We start from the raw sequence: 15966 nt of genomic DNA on the forward strand, positions 1-15966 counted from the left end.
ATCAGTGTAAATGCCGGTCTAAGTGCAGGAGTCAGAGCTGGTGAAGTGCTTAGGCACTTAGGCAATAGGCGTTTAGGCGACAAGGTCATTAAAAAGGAGAGGAAAGTACAAAGGAGAGGCGAGTAAAAAGGAGAGTTAAAAGGAAAGAAAGTGTGAATATCAATAAGCGACGCATAGGCGTCGCTTATTTGTTGGCAATCTGAAACCACCTCCTATGGAGGTGGTGATCGTTCCTTCTGGGCTATGCCCGTATTTTCTCTTGTTCAGTATCTCTCGTATTTTCAATCTTTCCATATTTACTTAAAACCCCTTTGTTATTAATAGTTTGAGTGATCATGTGGTTCTGCTGGTTTAGGTATGGCCAGTGGGAGAATGATTGAGGAAAAGTGAAAACATAAAATAATCTCGCTGAAGACGAGCGTAGGTCATAGAGAACACTAAAATCTCTATCGATATAAAAGGCACCCTTATAGGGTGCCTCAAAAGCAAAGCCACCTGCTATGCAGGTGGATTTTTACTCTCGTTTTACAGCTTAAGAGTAAAGCCGCTATTTCTTGACCCACTTACCCTGGGGGGTCTGAATGTAATGGCCCTTGGCGGCGGCCGCTATCGCCTTTTCGGCGGCAAGCTTGGCCACGTCATCGACGCTTATCTGGTTTTTACGGGCGATCTTTTCATAGTGGGCCTTACGCTTGGCGTTGACCGACTTGGCCAGAGCGCTGGCTTCACCGTTGTTGACCACCACACCGAGATAGCCATTGACCTGTTCGCCCACTAACCCTTGCGCCTTGGCGTCTTGCAACGAGATGGCGAAGGCATTGAGGCTGAGAAGAAGTCCGGCCATGAGGACGAGTATTTTGCTTTTCATTGGGATCACCTTATACCTTGATTAGAAGAGTTCATCGTTGTTGATCAGCTCATCGAGCTCTTTATCCACCTTAATCTTGATCTCATGTTCAATCTTAACGTTAAGGTTGATAACGATAGGCTTTTCCGGTGGCTCTATCTTGACCGTTGGCGTGCAGCCGCCCATGAGCAGCACGGCGGCCAGGCTCAGGGTTATCGTCGGCAAGGTTAGCAATTTCTTCACAGTGCTTCCTTAATCTGGTTGAAAATTTCATTGGCTATGGTCTTAGTGTAGATCCCTAAGATGACCATAGGCTGAACGTTTGGCGCTGAACTAGTTGGCCATGGCGCGCTCGATTTCGCTTTGCAGTCTATCACCGATTTGTAAACTCTTGAGTAACTGCAACATATTCTCTTCTTGAGCGTAATTCAAATGGATAGGGCGTTCAATATCTTTGGCCCGTCCTTTCACCTGGACCTTCAGTAAGGCATCGCCGTTGGGGGCCATGTCGAAACTGCTGGACAGCTGGGTGTAGTGCAGCTCTTCCAGTGCCGAGAAGGCAAAGTCCAGATAGGGTTGTGACAGGCGCATCTGCAGCACGGCCGGATTGTCATCTACCTTGATAAGCCCGCCCGGTGCGCGTGCCGCCAGCTGACCCTTGGTGATGCTCACCTGGCCATCTTCTAGCTGGACCGGCAGTACGCCATCGAAGATGCCGTCGGCATAGATGCCTGTTTGTGGCTGCGCCGCTAGTAGCTGTTCGAGATCCAGCCCCTGTAGTACCAGATAGGCGGAGGAGGGAGCGCCCAGGTTGAGGTCGAAGATGGGCAGTAAGATCTTGCCGCCCAGGGTGTTGGCCCTGGCATCGAGTTTTACATCGGCGCCACTCAGCACCATGTCATCCTCAGCCTTTTTATCGAGCGCCGCATCATTCGCTCCCTGGGTCAGATCCAACTTGAGCTTGGCATGAGCGTTAATGTCGGTCAGCAATACCCCCGGGTTGAAGGCGGTGACATTGAGCGACAGGGGATCACAGCTAAACTTAGCCCATAGCGCCTGAGCGCCTTTCACGCCTGCTAGCTGGCATTGGCCAGTAAACTCGGCCTGCTCGAACGGCAGGGCGTTAAGGCTGCCCTCGCTGAGCTTGACCTCTGGGGTTAAGGCAAACCTAAAGTCCACGTTATCGCCATGCCAATTGAGGCGATGCTTGCTGGTTAGGGCGATATCGCCGATCAAGGAGTCTTCAAGGGGCTGGCCTGCCAAGCGCGTCAGGCGTTTGAGCAGCTCGTTGGCATCACTTGTCAGGGTGAGAGCCCCCTTAAGTACTTGAGGTGTCAAACTGCTTGAAAGCGCCAGGTGATGTTCGCTCGCAAACGGCAGGCCGTCGATATTCCACTGCTCAAGGGTGGTTAGCCCATAGTGCTCGATGGCATTGCTTTTAAGTGAATCGCCTTTGCGCAAATGTTGCTGTGCTTTAATCAAATCATCTGGTGCTTGGATCAAATTTTTTGATGGCATCTGGCTCATTGCCGCCAAAGGTGTAGCTACTTTTTTTGGCTCTGTTAGCGGCTCAATGCCATGCCAATGCAGCGATTGATTAAGGTTGGCGCTAGGCAAATTAATGAGCGTCTTGCGGCGCAATTTATTGAGGCGAAACTTCTCCTGAGTCAGCTTAAGATTGTTCAGCCGGTAGTCTATGCTACTCTGCCAGGGCGCTGCTAGCAGGGCATCTGGCGAAAATGAGAAGGCAGCTGCAGGCTTGTCAGGGTTAGCCTTTGCATCGGCTTTTGTGTCTGAGTCGTCCCTGGCCGATTGAGGCGTCAGCCTAATGGTCTGTGTCGCCAGCCTCAGTTCGTCCAGGTTGAGCCGCATAGTCTGTGTTTGAGCATGAGTTTGGGTCTGAGCATGAGCCTGTGCCTGTTGTTGCGTTTTAGTCTGACCCTGAGCCTGGGCATGAGTTTGGGTTTGAACTTGGGCCTGAGCTTGAACCTGATCCTTAACGGCTTTCTGCTCGCTTGCGGCGAGCGACATCACCTTAGCCTCAATGGGAGGGATAAGCAGTGTTTGCTCATCCAGGCGCAGGGGCTTCACTGCTTCAAGCACAAGCTCGGTTGCAAATAGCTCACGCCGCTTAGGGGCAAGCTCATGTAGCGGCGACGTATTTGGAGTGTCAGCCGTGAAGGGAGCAGGCATAACAAGATGAGGGGAGCGGGTCACGCTCTTAAAGTGACTCAGCTCGGCGAGTATGGGGTTGCCTTGCACAAGGGAGAAATGGCCGGCACCCAGAGAGGTGCGAGTCTGCTCGCTGGTAAGCCTAGCTCGTAGCTCGTAGGTGAACTTGCTAGCCTCACTGCTCGCCGCGCCTTGTTTATTGTTACTTGCAGGCCAACTGAGATGATGCCCGTCGATAGCGACATTTAGCCCTTGCCAGTCAAGCCTTAGCGCTGGCTCAGGCCCTGCTTGTAGGGTGAGATGCACAGGTTCAGGTATCTCTGTGGCTATCTTACTTGCGCCGACCTTAAGATCCTGATGATTAAACTCGGGCTGGGTCAGAGCGAGCTGGCCTGTTAGCGTCAACTCGAGTGCACTCGATTCGGGGACTCTCGTGTAATTAGTACTTGCTGTCGTCGGTTCAGCTTGCCGTGCATCGAGCCTGCCTTGGATTTTCAGGTTTGCCGCGGCCAGGTTCAGGCGATTCTCTATGCTTGGCTTCTTCGCTATGTTTTCCTTCTTCGCTATGTTTGCTCTATTCCCTCTGGCCGGTTCGCTTCCGGCAATTGCTTCACAGCCTTGGCTTGTCTGCAGACCTTTTACTGTTTTTGGCTGTGGGTATGGCGGCAGCATGAGGCACAGTGGCTGCTTAAGCTGAGTTTCAATTTGCCAGTCGCCGATGAGTTGCCAGGCAGAGAGGGGGCTTGCCTGTCGCGTCTCCGCAGGCTCAGTTGTTTGCCTGACTTCTTGCGTGATTTCTTGTGTGGTCTCTTGGTTGGATGCTTGCGTGATTTCTTGCGTGTTTCCTTGCTTGGCCTCTTGCGGTGTTATCTTAGCTAATTTGGCCTGCTCGAGCCTGGCAGTTAGCGTAGCGCCCTGAGTGGCAACTTTGGCGGTGAACGCACCAAGCGTTAGTGTTTGATCCTTGATGGCAAGGTTCAGCGCCTCGGCGCTTCGCTGCGCGTCGTTTGTTTGTGTCTCTCGCACCTCATTCACGCCATTAACTCTGGTTGGCTCGCCGAGTGCGAGGGCGACTTCTACCGTCTGCTCATTCGGTGACTGGGCTTCGAGCGCCGTTAGCAGCGCGCCAAACGATGCGGGTTCTCCGGCCAGTTCTCTGAGCTGCTCTAGTGTCGTGCTGCTGGTGAGCAAAAAGGGGGAAAGGGTGAGGTGTAGATCGTTTAGGGGACCACTAAGGTCAACTGCCATGCTCTTAGCCGAGTGAGCATGACCGGTTTGAGCATGACTAGATTGAGCATGACTAGATTGAGCATGATCGCTTTGCTCTTGACTAGATGGAACATGGCTGTTCACGACTATGGCGATCGCCGGCGACAGTGGCTGGTCAGCGAGCCGTTTCAGGGTGATGTTCAGATCGTTAAACTCATGGCGGGAGTGAAGTTCGCCTTTGATAAGGTCTAACTCGCCTTGGGAGCTGAGACTGCCGCTTAGGGAAAACGCCTGGGTTAAACGCGCGTTGACATCATGCAATGCAGCCACCATAAGGGGCACCTCAGCGAGGGGGGGCGTCTGTTGCCCTGTCGACGATGCTGATCTTGAAGTGCTGGCATTATATGTCAGCGAGCTGAGCTCGCTGATAAGGCGGCCGAGGGGCTCGAATTCGAGTCGGCTAGAGAGTTGCCAGCGCGTCTTGTCGAGTGTCGCCGCCAGGGTCAATAGCGGCGCCTGATAGAAGCTAAGGGCGCCGGTGAGCTGGCCTCGATTGTCCAGGTTAAGATAATCGAGTTTGAGTCCCAGTGGTTGCGACCTGGCGCCCAGGCCTTGTGACTGTTTGCCTAGCAGGTTAAAGCTTATCTCACCCAGGGCAATCTGGGGCAGAGCGCCTAAGTTTAGGGCGCTGCTGGCACCTGAGTCTTGCTGGCGACCCAAGCTGTCAAAGTATTCTTGGCTGAGGGATACCTGTGCGCGGCGCACCGCGAGAGATTCTATCTGTGCCAGGCCGATTGGCGAAGATAGCCAGTCTTTGGCGAGCGTTAGCTCAACATCTTCGAGCCTCACCAGATTGTTGTCGACCTTAAGCAGCGCCATGGGCAGCTTGAGATCCATGAGATCGGCATGGCTGAGCCGCAGCGTTTCTATGCTGATACCGGCATCCGTTAGATAGGGATTGGCGAGACGTTTAACCAGATTTTCCAGTTGACTCGCCACTAGCACGAAGAGCAGCAGGGACAGCAGCAAGGCGCCGGCGAGTAATTTAGTGATGCGGGAGGTGAAAAAACGTCGCGACATCTGTCCCTGTCTCTGGTTGTTTTGCCTTAGTTAGCTTTAGCTTTTTCGGCTTTCGCTGTTTAGCTTACGTCGTCTGGCTTAGCCATTAAACGGCGAAACTAGTCTTACAGCTTAAGTTACTTAGTGCCTAAATTTTATCGGCGCTAACAGTTCTATTTTAGCTCGGTTGCCCACAGGCCTGAATTTAATCAGAGGGCGCCTATAGATGCGGCGCCCATTTCTCTATATTTGGCCAAATATCGGGCCAAATATCGCTCAAGCCGGATCAGGTCACACATGCCCAGCCAAATCCTGTTACGACTCTGCCTCAGGCAGCCAGCGGATGTGTGTGCTAAGGGTATGGGACTCGCCCGGTGCCAGTTCGACCCTATCTTCCAACACATTGGCGGCCTCGAGGCAGACCATGGTGAGATAATCCTGAGGGTTAAAGCGTGACAGACGCTTGGATTTTTCTATCCAGGGATTCCAGAGCACCGCCGAGTGACTGTTGTCGCGGCGCACCTCGATGATCCCTTGTGGGGTGTGCAGCCGCTGGCAGCCGCCTAGCTGGGTGTAGACGCGGTCGGTTTCCCGATCAAACAGCACCTCATCGCCCGCTTGAGGGTAGGGCCCTTCACCAAATTCGATATAGCGGGCGCCGCTAAAGCCGCTGGCCTTTAGCGTGTGAATATCCTCGATAGGGAAATAGGTGTGCAGCGCCTGGGTCAGGTTGATGAGCGCGTCTCCTAGGTTGGTGTTAACTAGGCTGACACTGAGGCTATCGCTCAGAGTGAAGATAAGCTCGACCCGGCTGGGATGGGCCCAGTACTGCTTATCGTCATCGTTTATGGTCAGGCTAAACTTGAGTTCGACCACCTGATCGCGCATCTGCACGGCATCTAAGTTCCACAGACGGGTACGGGCGAAGCCGTGCTGTGGCCACTGCGGGTTTTCATGCATGCCAAACCAAGGCCAGCAGACAGGAATGCCGCCACGAATGCCGCTGCCGGGCTGATAATCGTCGGCGCTCGATACCCAAAGCAGCGGGGCTTGTCCCTTAGGCTGAAACCTGTCTATCTGGGCACCTTGCATGAATATGCGTGCCTGACAGAGATCGGTATCGACCTCGACATATTCGAGTCCTTGGGGATGTTTCTTGACGGTTACAGAACCCATAAATGCTCCTCACGAGTTAGGCCGGGCGGGTAAATCATTTGTTGACCTAGCTTACAGAGTTTTATCCCTAAGCTGTAGTATGACATTGATTGTTTTTGTGCTTTTCAAGGTCGAGGGGAATTCAGCCAGGTTTAAGGGCTGTATTTTTGAGCAGATTTGGGTAAAGTGGTCGGAGCACTATAGTTGAGCGAGCGCTAATAAGCCTACCTGCGCCTGTTCGTTTTGGAATTCGACAATAGAAGGAATAAGGAATGCCAATCTATCAAGCTCCACTGCGCGACTATCAGTTTATTCTCTCCGAGTTACTCAATATCTATGAGCGAGACGACCTTCAGGGATTCGATGAGATCGACGCCGAATTGAGTGACGCTATCCTTCAAGGGGTCGCCGACTTTACCACAGAGATCATGCTGCCGCTAAACAGCAAAGGTGATGTTGAGGGCTGCCAGCTGGTCGAGGGGCAGGTGCGTGCCCCCCAGGGGTTCAAAGAGGCCTATCGCCAATATGTCGATAATGGCTGGGCGACGCTGACCAGCGATCCTGAATATGGTGGTCAGGGGCTTCCCGAGTGCATCGGCGTGTTTGCCACCGAGATGAAGACCGCGACCAACATGGCCTTCGCCATGTACCCTGGGCTAACCCACGGCGCCTACGCCGCCATTCATGCCCACGGTAGCGACACGCTTAAGGCCAAGTATCTCGAAAAGCTGGTGTCGGGCCAATGGACGGGCACCATGAATCTGACCGAGGCCCATGCGGGCACGGATCTGGCGCTGCTGCGTACCAAGGCCAAGCCGGTGGGCGAGGACACCTATGCCATCAGCGGTGAGAAGATCTTTATCTCCTCAGGGGATCATGATCTGGCCGAAAACATAGTGCATCTTGTGCTGGCGCGCCTGCCCGATGCGCCGGCAGGGGTGAAGGGGATCTCCCTGTTCGCCGTGCCTAAATATCTGGTGAAAGAGGATGGCAGCTTAGGCTGTCAAAACGGCGTCGAGGCCAGCGCCCTCGAACATAAGATGGGCATTCATGGTAACTCTACCTGTGTCATGGTGTTCGATGGTGCCATCGGCGAGCTGGTTGGCGAACCTCATCAGGGGCTTAGAGCCATGTTCACCATGATGAACGAGGCGAGACTCGGTGTGGGAGTGCAGGGGCTTGGGGTGTCTGAGATCGCCTATCAAAATGCCCTGAGCTATGCCAGAGAGCGTCTACAGGGGCGCGCCCTGAGCGGCGTGAAGGCGAGTGAGCAGCCCGCCGATCCTATTCTGGTTCACGGCGATGTCAGACGCATGTTGATGGCTCAGAAAGCCTTTAACCAGGGCGCAAGGGCGCTGATGGGTCAGCAGGCGCTTTGGCTCGACGAGTCCCATCGTCATCAGGATAAGGCCAAGGCGGCTACGGCGGCAAAGTTAGCGGCGTTGTTTACCCCTGTGGTGAAAGGTTTCGTGACAGATCAAGGCTTTAAGGCCTGTGTCGATGCCCAGCAGGTCTATGGTGGCCATGGCTATATCCACGAGTGGGGCATGGAGCAGTTTGTGCGCGACAGCCGTATCGCCATGATCTACGAGGGCACCAATGGCGTGCAGGCGCTGGATTTGGTGGGGCGTAAACTGCTCGCCGATAAGGGCGAGGCCCTAGGGATCTGGTCTGAGATGGTTAAGCCCTTCCTGGCCGAGCACCTCGAGGATGAGACGCTCAAACCTTACCTGCTGCCGCTGATGGAGGCCATCACAGATCTTGAGAAGGCGACCCAGTATATCGTTACCAATGGCGTTAAGAATCCCGACATCATAGGCGCCGCCTCTATGGGGTATCTGCAGATCTTAGGCATAGTCGCGCTGGGCTGGATGTGGGCCCGCATGGCGGTGTCGGCTAACCTGGCGATAGCAGGTGGTGAAGAGGATGCCTTCTACGCCAATAAGCTCATTACCGCCAGGTTCTACATGAGTTACTGGGCGCCGCAAACCCGTAGTTTCCGCTACCAGATGGAGCGCAGCTGCGAGCTGCTGACTCAGTTACAAGACAGCGATTTTGACTAAACCAGATTCGACTAAGCCAGATTCGACTAAGCCAGATTTGCATGAGCAAGTTAGGATTGAGCCAGATTCGATCTAGCAAGAAGGGCCGTAAGGCCCTTTTTTAGTGCCCTTTCACTTGGCCATTAAAAGAGTAAGCGACAGGGTGATGGCGTTAGCGCATGAAATGCAGCAAACGGTTGTTGGCCGGCATCTCATGGTCGGCCTGCAGATTGAGGTCTGCCGCCTTGGCGAGCTCAGTTATCCATTCGATGTCGCGAATGCCGCTGTGGATGTTGCGATGCTTGAGCCAGATATCGAACTGGCGATTGCTCTCGCTGGTGTATTGATTGTGATAGTTGAAGGGGCCATAGACACAGAGGTTGCCTGTGTCGCTGAGGTGGCGCTCAACGCCCTTAAAGAAGTCGACCACCATGGCCTCACTCATGATATGCAGGGTGTTGGCACTGAAGATCCCGTCGACCTCTCCCGACATGAGCGGCCAGGGGGCGGTGACATCCAGGGTGACAGGCGGCGCGATATTGTCGCCGCCCTGAAGTTCGATGCGCTGCGTCAGCGGCCCGATAAACTGCGGCTGATCGCTGGGGCACCAGGTGAGATGGGGCAGGTGGGAGGCAAAAAATACCGCGTGCTGACCCGTGCCGCTGCCGATCTCCAATACCCGGCGCGTCGTCTTAAAACTTTGTTTCAGCACCGCCAAAATCGGCGCCTTGTTGTTTTCGCAAGATTGAGAAAAGGGGAGTTGGCTTAATGACATAAGGCGGCGCAAGTTATGTTGGTGACTGTGATGACACAATTTACGCGAGTTTAAACGGCGCGTGCAAGCAAAAAGCGCCCGAAGGCGCTTTCTATTTAGGGTGTTTTTTTACCCTATTACTTGGCGACAGGCTCGCTGGTGAGATCGATGCGGTAGACCGCAAAGCCCAATGCATCGGGCTCGGCCAACTTCTGCATGTTACGCAACTGGTTGTCGTTGATGAACTTGTCTGCCTTGTCGCTGTTTTGGGTCTCGAAGCGAATATCCAGCGCCACATGGGTGCTGATGGTCTTGAAGTCCCAGTTGTAGTCGGCTCTTGGGTCGACCATGCCGTCATAGCCGCCCTGATCGTTTGGCTTGGACTGCGCCGTGATATAGGCTGCCAGTGCCTCGCGGTTGGTGTCTGGCAGTTCCATCACCACATAATCAGAACCCGTACCGGCAAACTTGCCGCCAAAGGCGCGGTAGTTGTTAGAGGCCACGATAAAGGTCTGGCTGTTCAGGGCCTCGCCGGTGATCACTTCGCCTTCTGGTGTGGTGTAGGCAAGATCGACGATGCGCTGGGCGTTCTCGTTGCCGGGAACGAGGGCGCAATCGCGGTCAAACTTACTCGGCTGGGTGACATCTATCTTGTAGGTCACGCCGTCGATCACATCGAAGTTATAGGTCGGATGGCCGTTCCAGTTGATCAGTGACTGAGGTTCGCTTGAGTTAGGGTCGATCTGGTTAAACTGGTTGGCACTGCACTCGAGCCAGTCTTTGAGCTCGACGCCGGTGATCTTCACCGCCACCATAGTGTTAGGGTAGAGGTAGAGATCGGCGGCGTTCTTAAAGGTGAGGTTGCCGGCATCGACCTGAACAAACTGCGAGGCATCTGCCTCGGTGGCGTGACGCCCACCTGCCTTGAATGGCGCCGCTGCCGATAGCACAGGGATCCCCTGTAGAGACTCTGGCAGTTTGGCGCTGACCTGCGCTATCTGCGCGTCAGAGACTATCTGTACCGTCGGGTCATCCTGTACCAGGGTCAGGAAGCTATACATGTCGGCCGCGGCGACACCGATAGGCTGATCCACGAAGGCGAGGGTGCCTTGGTGCTCAAGTTCGACCGCATCGTGAATGTCTTTGTCGGCATCCACTAGGGCGACCTTGTTGGCGCCATCATAGATGGGACGCGCCTGGGTTTGGGCATCGGTCACCGACCAGGTGCCATCTTTAAGGGTCAGTTTTAGATCTACCACACCCAGGTTATCGCCCCAACGCCCCGGCATCACGGCGGCCACGCCATTCAGCAGGCCCTTCTCGACATCGGTATTAGGCAGATCGGCATAGTTGGCATGGGGGAAGATAGAGTGGCTGTGGCCAAACATGATGGCATCTATGCCTTCGACATTGGTCAGGGCGAAGGTGGCATTTTCTGCCATGGCGTCCCCTGGGTTTTCCGTCGAGCCGATACCTGAGTGCGGAATGGCGATGATCACATCGGCGCCTTCGGCCTTCATCTTAGGCACAAATAGCTTGGCAGTCTCTATGATATCTTTGGCTTCCACCTTGCCGGTAAGATGCTGCTTGTCCCACAACATGATCTGTGGCGGTACGAAGCCGATGTAGCCTATCTTGATGGTGTGCTCACGCCCCTGGGTATCGACGACCACTTTTTCCTTAATCAGGTAAGGGGTAAACAGGTTGTCGCCTTTCTTGATGTCATTCCAGCAGTCATCGGCCGCGCAGTAGACGTTGGCGTTGATGTAAGGGAAGTCGGCGCCGCTCAGGGCCTTTTCGAGAAAATCCAGGCCATAGTTAAACTCATGGTTACCTATGTTGGCGACCTCATAGTCTAAGGTATTCATCGCCTTGTAGGCGGGATGAACATCGCCTTCCTTGAGGCCGATCTTGGCCATGTAGTCGCCCATTGGGCTGCCCTGCAGCAGGTCACCGTTATCGACCAAAACGAAGTTGCTCACCTCTTTCCGGGCGGCGTGGATCAGGCTGGCGGTGCGCGCCAGGCCTATGGTGGGATCGACCTTAGACTGGTAATAGTCGAAATCCATGATGTTGGTGTGCAGGTCGGTAGTTTCCAGCACCCTGAGCTCCACGTTCGCCGAGGTGATCGTGTCTTCATCGTCGTCGTTCCAGCTACAGGCGGTGAGTCCGATGCTCGATGCGATAACCACGGCTAATAATTTTTTATTAAACATATCCATCAATCTCTATTATTTATTGTTTGACCCCGAAGCCCCTGCTGATAGCAGTTGGGCCTCATCAGTGCGGCTAAGCTGTGGCTGAGCAGGCCGTTGAGCCTAGCTAACCCGTGTGCCGCCTGGCGAATTATAGAGAGATGAAATGTAAAAACTGTGACAATAAGCCACTGTTTATGTGACAGTTTGTATCGGCTTGCTGCGATTTGCTGACGCTTTGAGCAAGTTGTTGCCTAATTGCACAACCTGCCGGTTTGACGACATAAAAAAAGCACGCCTGAGCGTGCTTTTTGTTAATGTGTCGACAGACTTATCTGCGACTTACGGGGCCGATTACTTGGCTAGTAGGCCACGGCTGCGAAGCAGTGGTTCGATACCCGCTTCTTTACCGCGGAACTGCTTGTAGAGCTGCATAGGATCGTCGCTGCCGCCTTGAGACAGTACGTTGTTTCTAAAGGCGTCGGCGGTTGCCTTGTCGAAGATACCGTTCTCTTTGAACGCCTCGAAGGCATCGGCGCCCAGAATATCAGACCAGAGGTAGCTGTAGTAACCGGCAGAGTAACCACCAGAGAAGATGTGTGAGAAGTAGGTGCTGCGATAGCGCGGCGCGATCTCCTCAATCAGTCCCATCTTGCTGAGCGAGTCGGCTTCAAACTTGGCGGCATCCTTAGGTTCGAAGTCACTTAGGGTGTGCCAGTCGAGATCCAGCTTGGTGGCCGCCATATATTCTACCGTGGCAAAGCCCTGGTTGAACTTGCTGGCCGCCTGAATTTTCTCGACCAGAGACTGAGGGATCACCTCACCCGTCTTGTAGTGCTTGGCAAATTGCGCCAGTACTTCGGGTTGCGTCATCCAGTTCTCCATGACCTGTGACGGGAACTCAACATAGTCACGTGGTACCGAGGTGCCAGCCTGTGAGCGATACTCAACGTCTGACAGCATGGCGTGCAGGGCATGACCAAACTCGTGGAACAGGGTGCTGGCTTCATCGAAGGTCAGCAGCGCCGGCTCATCACCCACGGGACGTGGGTAGTTAAGCACGTTGACGATAATCGGCTTAGACTCGACGCCGTGCATTCTATATTGCTGGCGGTAAGAGTTTGCCCAGGCACCGCCACGCTTGCTGTCACGCACATAGTAGTCGCCTAAGAAGATTGCCATCAGAGAACCGTCTTTGTCATACACTTCCCAGGTACGCACTTCGTCGTTGTACTTAGGCAGATCGGTGCGCTCCTTGACCGTGATGCCGTAGAGGCGATTGGCGGTGTAGAAGACACCCTTCAACGTGTTTTCCAGTGAGAAGTAGGGACGGGTTTCCTGCTCGTTGAAGCTGTATTTGGCCACACGGATCTTGTCGGCATAGTACCACCAGTCCCATGCGGCTAGCTTGAAGTTTCCGCCTTCTTCGTCGATCAGCTTCTGCATCACGGCGACCTCAGCCTTGGCCTGGCCAAGTGCGGCAGGCCATACCTTGTCTAGCAGGCCGTAGACGTTTTCGGGTGTCTTGGCGGTGCGCTCTTCGAGAACGAAGTGGGCATGGCTCTTGTAACCCATCAGCTGAGCACGCTCGGCACGAAGGGCCGCCATCTGGGCCAGGATCTTCTTGTTGTCGTGGGCGTTATTATTGTTGCCACGCTCGATATAACCCTTGTAGATCTTCTCACGCAGCTCGCGGTTGTCGGCATAGGTGAGGAAAGGGGTAATAGATGGACGTTGAGTGGTGAACACCCATTTGCCCGGATGACCTTTCTTTTCGGCAGTTTGCGCTGCGGTGTTGATCACATCTTGAGGCAGACCAGCGAGATCGGCTGGATTGTCGATCACCAGCTCGAAGGCGTTGGTTTCGGCCAGCAGGTTGTCGCCAAACTCCAGGCTCAGCTTGCCGATCTTCTCGTTTAAGGCTCTGAGTTTAACCTTGTCGGCATCGCTTAGGTTCGCGCCGCCACGGGTGAAAGACTTGTAGGTATCTTCCAGCAGCTTCTGCTGGGCCGTGTTTAGCGTCAGGCTATCACGCTGGTCGTAGACGGCCTTAACGCGCTTGAATAGCTTGTCGTTGAGCAGGATATCGTCACCGGCGGCAGACAGCATAGGTGAAACTTCTTTCGAGATCGCCTGTAGCTGCTCGTTGGTGTCGGCACTGGTTAGGTTGTAGAAGACACTAGCCACCTTGGTGGTGAGATCGCCAGAAAATTCCATGGCTTCGATGGTGTTGGCGAAGGTTGGGGCGGCTGGGTTGTCGATAATGGCCTGGATTTCGGCCTTATGCTGAGCGATACCCGCCTTGAAGGCTGGCAGATAGTGCTCTGGCTTGATCTTGTCAAAATCTGGCATGCCCAAAAAGGTGTCGTAGGGCTTAAAGAAGGGGTTGCCGGCGTTGTTGTCTATGATGCGCTGCGCAACCACATTGGGTGCGACTTCCGCTTCCTGGCTGCTGCCACTTTGGGCGCTACAGCCGCCTAATGCGATGGCAAGTGCCATGGCGGATACGATTGGCTTGAGGGTCAATCCCTTCATATTCAAATCCCCGATGATTAATTTGTTATAGGCTACGATCTGGTGTCGTAACTGAGTTTTGTTGCCGAAAAGGCTGCGGATATCCGAACTTAACTTGCCTGAGTTTGGATATTAAAACGCTCATTATCATGGTTCTGACGGCTAAATCTATCGATTTTGTGTTTTGTTTGTAACAAATGTTTTGAATTGCCTGTTTTTGCATCCTAAATGGATGCATGTGTGGCAAAATGCGTCAACCTGACGTTAATAATGATAATAAGAGATGACCCTTAAATTCCCCTTAAACCCTGTCGGCGCCATGTGTCTGCTATTGACCAGCACGCTTTCTTTGGCCGCTCCCCAAGTCACTTCACTGGCAAACTTAAAAGTGGGTTCAGAAGTCGCCCCTGCAGTGGGTTCAAGTGTTGCCCAGGCGCCCAGCGTCTCGCCGCTGGCGGAGGAGATCGCCGACTATGCCCTTAACACCTATGGCGAGCAGACCATAGCGGCACTGTCGACCCTGATCCCCTATAAGACGATAGAGCCTGAGGGGATGACGCCGCTGACCCATCCGGAGTTTATCGGTTTCAAGGCGCAATTAAAGGCGCTAAGCGAAAGCCTGGGGCTAGATTACAGCGACAGAGGCTATGTGGTGCTCATCGGCTTGGGTGAGGCAGAAGATAAGCTTGGGGTGATCACCCATGGTGATGTGCAGCCCGCCGACGCCAGCTTCTGGCTGCAGGACCCCTTTGTGCTGGACCGTGAGTCTCAGCCTGGTTACCTGATTGGTCGCGGCACCGAAGATGACAAGGGGCCGATTGTCACGGCCATGTACGCCATGAAGGCGATTAAAGACAAGGGCGTGGCGCTTAACCGGCGTATCGAACTTCTGGTCTATCTGGCAGAAGAGTCAGACTGGGCGCCCTTGAAGGCCTTCTTGAAGGATTTTACCCCCGCCAGCCTGAATATCACCATAGATGCCGAGTATCCAGTGGTCACGGCCGAGAAGGGCTGGAGTGAGATCCGCCTGACCATTCCCAAGGTGAACCAGGCCAATGAAGCGTTCTCTAGCAAGCTGGCCCGTTTAGCCTTGTTTCGTGGCGGCGCCTTCGCCAGTCAGGTGCCCCAGCAGGCCCAGGCCAAGATTTCAGGATTGGATCCGGCCAGTGTCGCTGCTCTGAAAGAGAAGTCCGGCGCCCAGCAGGGGATGCGCTATCAATTTACCCAGGAGGGAGAGGCGATTTCCATCACGGCCCTTGGCAAATCGACTCACTCCTCGACCCCAGAGGCCGGGGTCAATGCCGTGACCCATCTGGCCGAGCTGCTAAGGGGCATTCGTTTTGCGCGCAGCGAAGCATCGCTCACGGTTCAGTTTATCCAGCAGATGGTGGGATTGGGACTCTATGGTGAGCAGTTTGGTGATATCGCCTATCAAGATGATTTCATGGGCCCGATGACGCTGGCTGCGACCCTGGTTAAGCCCAACGAGCAGGGCACAGAGATAGTGCTTAATCTAAGGCGCCCCGTTGGCAAGACGTCTAACCAGCTGGATCTCGAGACCCACAAGGCACTTGAGGGTTGGCAGGCGCAGCACCAGGTGTCGCTAACGGGTGTAGAGACCTACTGGGGTGAGCCCAAGCTGATGGATAAGGCACCGCACCTGTCGACCCTATTATCCGTGTTTGGTCACTTTACCGATACGCCATCGCCTAAGCCTGTGGCCATCGGCGGGTCGACCAATAGCAAGTTGTTTCCCAATGCATTAAGTTTTGGCCCGGCCATGCCTGGGGTGGAATATACAGGTCATAGTGAGCATGAATTTATCACCGAGGCGCAGTTTATGCTCAATTTGCAGATGTATACTGCCGCCTTTGTGGAGCTGGCGGCATCGAGCGGGCCTTCATCAACAAAGCTGTCATTAACAAAGCAGGCATCGACGAGCGAGTAATGAGTGATTGAGGATGGCTAAATAACCTGAGTTATTTTAAGGTTATTTGGTCTTTGTTGATAATTATCAAT

At 54.1% G+C, this 15966-nt stretch carries 9 protein-coding genes; 2 read left to right on the plus strand and 7 right to left on the minus strand.

Going from position 1 to position 15966, the window contains the following annotated elements; translation table 11 throughout:
- Positions 1 to 547: 547 nt before the first annotated feature.
- The 4 genes from DB48_RS15210 to DB48_RS15225 form a co-directional block, all read right to left on the minus strand.
- On the minus strand, positions 548 to 868 hold the full coding sequence (locus DB48_RS15210) for a YdbL family protein (RefSeq protein WP_041511069.1): 321 nt from the start codon (positions 866 to 868) through the stop codon (positions 548 to 550).
- Between the two features lie 21 nt (positions 869 to 889).
- Positions 890 to 1033, minus strand: a complete 144-nt coding sequence (locus DB48_RS15215) for a YnbE family lipoprotein (protein ID WP_160290154.1) — start codon at positions 1031 to 1033, stop codon at positions 890 to 892.
- A gap of 147 nt (positions 1034 to 1180) precedes the next feature.
- The gene (locus tag DB48_RS15220; RefSeq protein ID WP_041511070.1) at positions 1181 to 5308 is read right to left on the minus strand and encodes a YdbH domain-containing protein; all 4128 of its coding nucleotides are present in this window, start codon (positions 5306 to 5308) and stop codon (positions 1181 to 1183) included.
- A 294-nt stretch (positions 5309 to 5602) separates the two neighbouring features.
- Positions 5603 to 6463: a D-hexose-6-phosphate mutarotase gene (locus tag DB48_RS15225; protein WP_041511071.1), complete on the minus strand. Its 861-nt coding sequence runs from the start codon at positions 6461 to 6463 to the stop codon at positions 5603 to 5605.
- A gap of 251 nt (positions 6464 to 6714) precedes the next feature.
- On the opposite strand from DB48_RS15225, the gene DB48_RS15230 reads away from it, so the two are divergent.
- Positions 6715 to 8505 carry an acyl-CoA dehydrogenase C-terminal domain-containing protein gene (locus DB48_RS15230; protein ID WP_041511072.1) on the plus strand — a complete coding sequence of 597 codons (1791 nt, stop codon included), beginning with the start codon at positions 6715 to 6717 and terminating at the stop codon, positions 8503 to 8505.
- A gap of 151 nt (positions 8506 to 8656) precedes the next feature.
- On the opposite strand, the gene DB48_RS15235 is transcribed toward DB48_RS15230, so the two are convergent.
- The 3 genes from DB48_RS15235 to DB48_RS15245 form a co-directional block, all read right to left on the minus strand.
- Positions 8657 to 9259, minus strand: a complete 603-nt coding sequence (locus DB48_RS15235) for a DUF938 domain-containing protein (RefSeq protein WP_041511073.1) — start codon at positions 9257 to 9259, stop codon at positions 8657 to 8659.
- Positions 9260 to 9375: 116 nt separating this feature from the next.
- The gene (locus DB48_RS15240) at positions 9376 to 11454 is read right to left on the minus strand and encodes a bifunctional 2',3'-cyclic-nucleotide 2'-phosphodiesterase/3'-nucleotidase (RefSeq protein ID WP_041511120.1); all 2079 of its coding nucleotides are present in this window, start codon (positions 11452 to 11454) and stop codon (positions 9376 to 9378) included.
- Between the two features lie 333 nt (positions 11455 to 11787).
- A complete protein-coding gene (locus DB48_RS15245) occupies positions 11788 to 13968 on the minus strand; it encodes a M3 family metallopeptidase (protein WP_041511074.1) in 2181 nt (726 codons plus the stop codon).
- A gap of 262 nt (positions 13969 to 14230) precedes the next feature.
- Between DB48_RS15245 and DB48_RS15250 the strand changes: the two genes are divergently transcribed.
- The gene (locus DB48_RS15250; RefSeq protein WP_082035652.1) at positions 14231 to 15895 is read left to right on the plus strand and encodes a dipeptidase; all 1665 of its coding nucleotides are present in this window, start codon (positions 14231 to 14233) and stop codon (positions 15893 to 15895) included.
- Positions 15896 to 15966: the final 71 nt, after the last annotated feature.

Origin of the sequence: Shewanella sp. cp20 (assembly GCF_000832025.1) — a bacterium.
Taxonomy (GTDB): domain Bacteria; phylum Pseudomonadota; class Gammaproteobacteria; order Enterobacterales; family Shewanellaceae; genus Shewanella.